2 protein-coding genes and 1 pseudogene are annotated in these 3,344 nt (G+C 60.2%); all 3 read left to right on the top strand.

The genetic code is table 11. The annotated features are described in order from the left end of the window. Nucleotides 1-7 precede the first annotated feature (7 nt). Nucleotides 8-1,291 (top strand): MFS transporter, encoded by a 1,284-nt coding sequence (locus tag ALO64_RS06570; RefSeq protein WP_044344429.1) that lies wholly within the window; start codon nt 8-10, stop codon nt 1,289-1,291. A 136-nt stretch (nt 1,292-1,427) separates the two neighbouring features. Next, nucleotides 1,428-2,241, top strand: a pseudogene (ypfJ, locus tag ALO64_RS06565) (KPN_02809 family neutral zinc metallopeptidase); the annotation flags it as partial. Nucleotides 2,242-2,320: 79 nt separating this feature from the next. Then, the gene (locus ALO64_RS06560; protein ID WP_044321041.1) at nt 2,321-3,310 is read left to right on the top strand and encodes a hypothetical protein; all 990 of its coding nucleotides are present in this window, start codon (nt 2,321-2,323) and stop codon (nt 3,308-3,310) included. Nucleotides 3,311-3,344: the final 34 nt, after the last annotated feature.

The raw sequence follows: 3,344 nt of genomic DNA, 5'->3' as shown, positions 1-3,344 counted from the left end.
CCCTTTCTTGAGCTCTGAGTCTTCCGCCCCTCCTGCCCCGGTCAAGTTGTCCAGCCAGCCCGGTTTCGTCAGTTTTATCCTCTCGCGCCTGATGGCAGTGTTTGCCATGCAGATTCAGGCAGTGGTGGTCGCCTGGCAGGTCTATGACATGACCCGCGAGCCAATGGCACTGGCGTATGTCGGCCTTGCTCAGTTTATTCCCATGTTGCTGCTGTTGATGCCTGCCGGGGACCTGATCGACCGCTACAACCGCAAGGTCATCCTGATGATCAGTTGGGGCGTGCAGGCATTCTGCGGCACCATTCTGTTTGTGTTTTCGGCCCTCAAACTGCAAGACCTGCGGCTGATCTACGGCGCGCTGATGCTCTACGGCTGCGCCCGCGCCTTCACCGGCCCGGCCCTGCAAAGCCTGCTGCCACAGATTGTCCCGCGTGACCAACTGCCTTCGGCCATTGCCACCAACAGTGTGATCATGCGCTGTTCGACCGTTGGCGGCCCGCTGATCGGCGGCTATCTGTATTGGCTGGGCGGTGCAGAACTGACGTATTCAGTCTGCGTGGCAGCATTCATAGCTGGCATCCTGTTTCTGGCCCCTGTAGCGACGCCCTTTGCCGGCAAGCCAGTGGAACTTGGCTCCAGCGCCTGGGGCCGGTTCACCGCGGGAATTGCCTTCATCCGCTCGCGACCGATCATCCTCGGCACCATTTCGCTGGACCTGTTCGCCGTGCTGCTCGGCGGCGTGGTGGGGCTGCTGCCGATTTACGCCCATGAAGTGCTGAATCTGGGCCCCCAAGGGCTGGGCATGCTGCGTGCGTCGATGAGCCTGGGCGAGCTGGGCGTCGGTATTTACCTGAGCATGCGCCCGCTGCAGCGCAACGTCGGCATGACCATGTTTATTGCCGTCGGCCTGTTCGGCGTAGCGAATCTGGTGTTCGCACTGTCGACACTGTTCTGGCTTTCGTGCCTGGCTCTGCTGGTCGCGGGCGCGGCGGACATGGTCAGCGTGTTCATTCGCTCTGCGCTGGTGCAGTTTTCGACGCCGGACAACATGCGCGGCCGGGTCAATGCCGTGAACATGCTGTTTATCGGTTCATCCAATGAGCTGGGCGAGTTTCGCGCAGGCACCAGCGCCTCGCTGGTCGGCGCCATACCTGCGGCAATCATGGGTGGCGTCTGCACACTGGGCGTGGTCGGCGCGTGGATGACGGGCTTCAAATCGCTGCGGCAGGTCGACCGTTTTGCCGATGCGTCGCCGCCTGACGTGTTGCAGGCGCAGCCCGTGAAAAGCTAGACACGGACTTCCCGAACCAATCGGCTCTCTCGCACCTCTATACCCTCGCATCCTGCACACGCTGGCCGGACCGCCAGACTGGCGCAGACCTGTATCAGCAGCGACACTCATTGCACGAAAAGAAGAGGGATCCGACATGCTCTGGAAAAAAGGCCGACGTAGCGACAACGTAGTCGATGCGCGTGATGGCGGCAGCAGTGGCGGCGGCGGCATGCGCATCGGTGGCAAGGGGCTGGGCCTGGGCGGCATTGTGATCATCGTTGCCATCGGCCTGCTNNACCGGTCAGGACCCGATGCAGATTCTCGGGCAACTGACCGGGCAAGGCACCGAGCAAAGCGCCCCACCCAGCGCGCAAACGCGTCAGGCGCCACCGGCCAACGACCAGCAAGCCGAATTCGTGCGCAGCATCCTCGGTGATACCGAAGACACTTGGCGCGCCGTGTTCGCTCAGAACGGTCGCGAGTACAAGGACCCGACGCTGGTGCTGTTCAGCGGCCAGGTCAACTCGGCTTGCGGTCGCGCCACCTCGGCGACCGGCCCGTTCTACTGCCCGGCTGACCAGCAGGTCTATCTGGACATGGACTTCTTCCGCGAAATGGCCCAACGCTTTTCCGCCGCTGGAGACTTCGCCCAGGCTTACGTGATTGCCCACGAAGTCGGGCACCATGTGCAGACCCTGCTGGGCATTTCTGCCAAGGTCGACAAGGCTCGTCAGGCCGGGCAAAAAATGGAAGGTGCCAACGGTTTACTGGTCCGCCAGGAGCTTCAGGCGGACTGCTTTGCAGGTGTTTGGGCGTACAACGCACAAAATCGTTTGAACTGGCTTGAGCCGGGTGATATTGAAGAGGCATTGAATGCGGCCAACGCTATCGGCGATGATCGCTTGCAACAGCAAAGCAGTGGTCGAGTCGCTCCGGACTCCTTTACTCATGGGACGTCTGCCCAGCGTGTACGCTGGTTCAAGGCAGGCTTTGCCCAAGGCCAAATCAATCAATGCGATACATTCGCCGCCAAGAGTCTCTGAACACATGATTAAACCGCTTCTGGTCCTGTTGTTGAGCACTGCCTTCGCGAGCCTCGGGGCGCATGCCGAGGATCAAGCGGTTACGTCTATCAGTCCGGATCGCCTGGCCATCAATGGTGCAGAGGCGACACTGGGGCTTAGCCAGGAATGGGTACACCCCAAGCCGAAGATCGAGCGCGCGGTGATCGTGCTGCACGGCCGCCTGCGTAATGCGCAAACCTACCTGCGCAGCATCGAACGTGCCGCCAATCAATCCAAAGAGCGCAGCAAGACCTTGCTGATCGCCCCGCAATTTCTGGATGAGAAGGACATTGTCGCGCATCACCTGCCGGAGTCGATTCTGCGCTGGCGCCAGAACAGCTGGATGGAAGGCGCAACCGCCACCAATCCCAAGCCCGTCAGTTCGTTTCTGGTCCTGGACCATATCCTCAAGCGTCTGAGCGACAGCAAGCTGTTCCCGAATCTCAAAGAAGTGGTCATTGCCGGGCATTCCGGTGGTGCCCAGGTGGTGCAGCGCTACGCGATGATCGGCGGCAAGGAAGATGCTCTGCTGCAGCGGGAAGGCGTGAAGCTGCGTTATGTAATTGCCAACCCGTCGTCCTATGCCTATTTCGACGCAGAGCGGCCTGAACCGGTAACGGTGCAGAGCTGCCCTGATTTCGACGAGTGGAAATACGGTCTGAACAAGATGCCGTTCTATTCGGGAAAGGAAAAGCCGGCTGACATCGAGAAGAATTACGTGAAGCGCGACATCACTTACCTGATGGGCGAGCTGGACACCGATCGCAACCACCCTGCTCTGGACAAGACCTGTGCCGCCGAAGCGCAAGGCGCATATCGCCTGATTCGTGGCCAGAACTACTTCAACTACCTCAAGAAGCGCCATCCTGAAGGGCTGAACCAGCGCCTGGTAATCGTGCCGAAAGTCGGCCACAACGGCGACGGGATATTCACCTCACCTGAGGGTCAGGCGGTGTTGTTCAAGCCGTTTTGAGTGATAGGGATATAACTATCGTCCCCACGCTCCG

The sequence above is a fragment of the Pseudomonas meliae genome (assembly GCF_001400515.1).
Classification (GTDB): domain Bacteria; phylum Pseudomonadota; class Gammaproteobacteria; order Pseudomonadales; family Pseudomonadaceae; genus Aquipseudomonas; species Aquipseudomonas amygdali.
Note: the sequence above shows the minus strand (reverse complement) of the source record. Positions and strands in the feature narration are given on the sequence as shown.

Bases quoted from the DNA above. Each gene is read 5' to 3' on its own strand.
- ALO64_RS06560 (WP_044321041.1), top strand. From the start codon at position 2,321: ATGATTAAACCGCTTCTGGTCCTGTTGTTGAGCACTGCCTTCGCGAGC.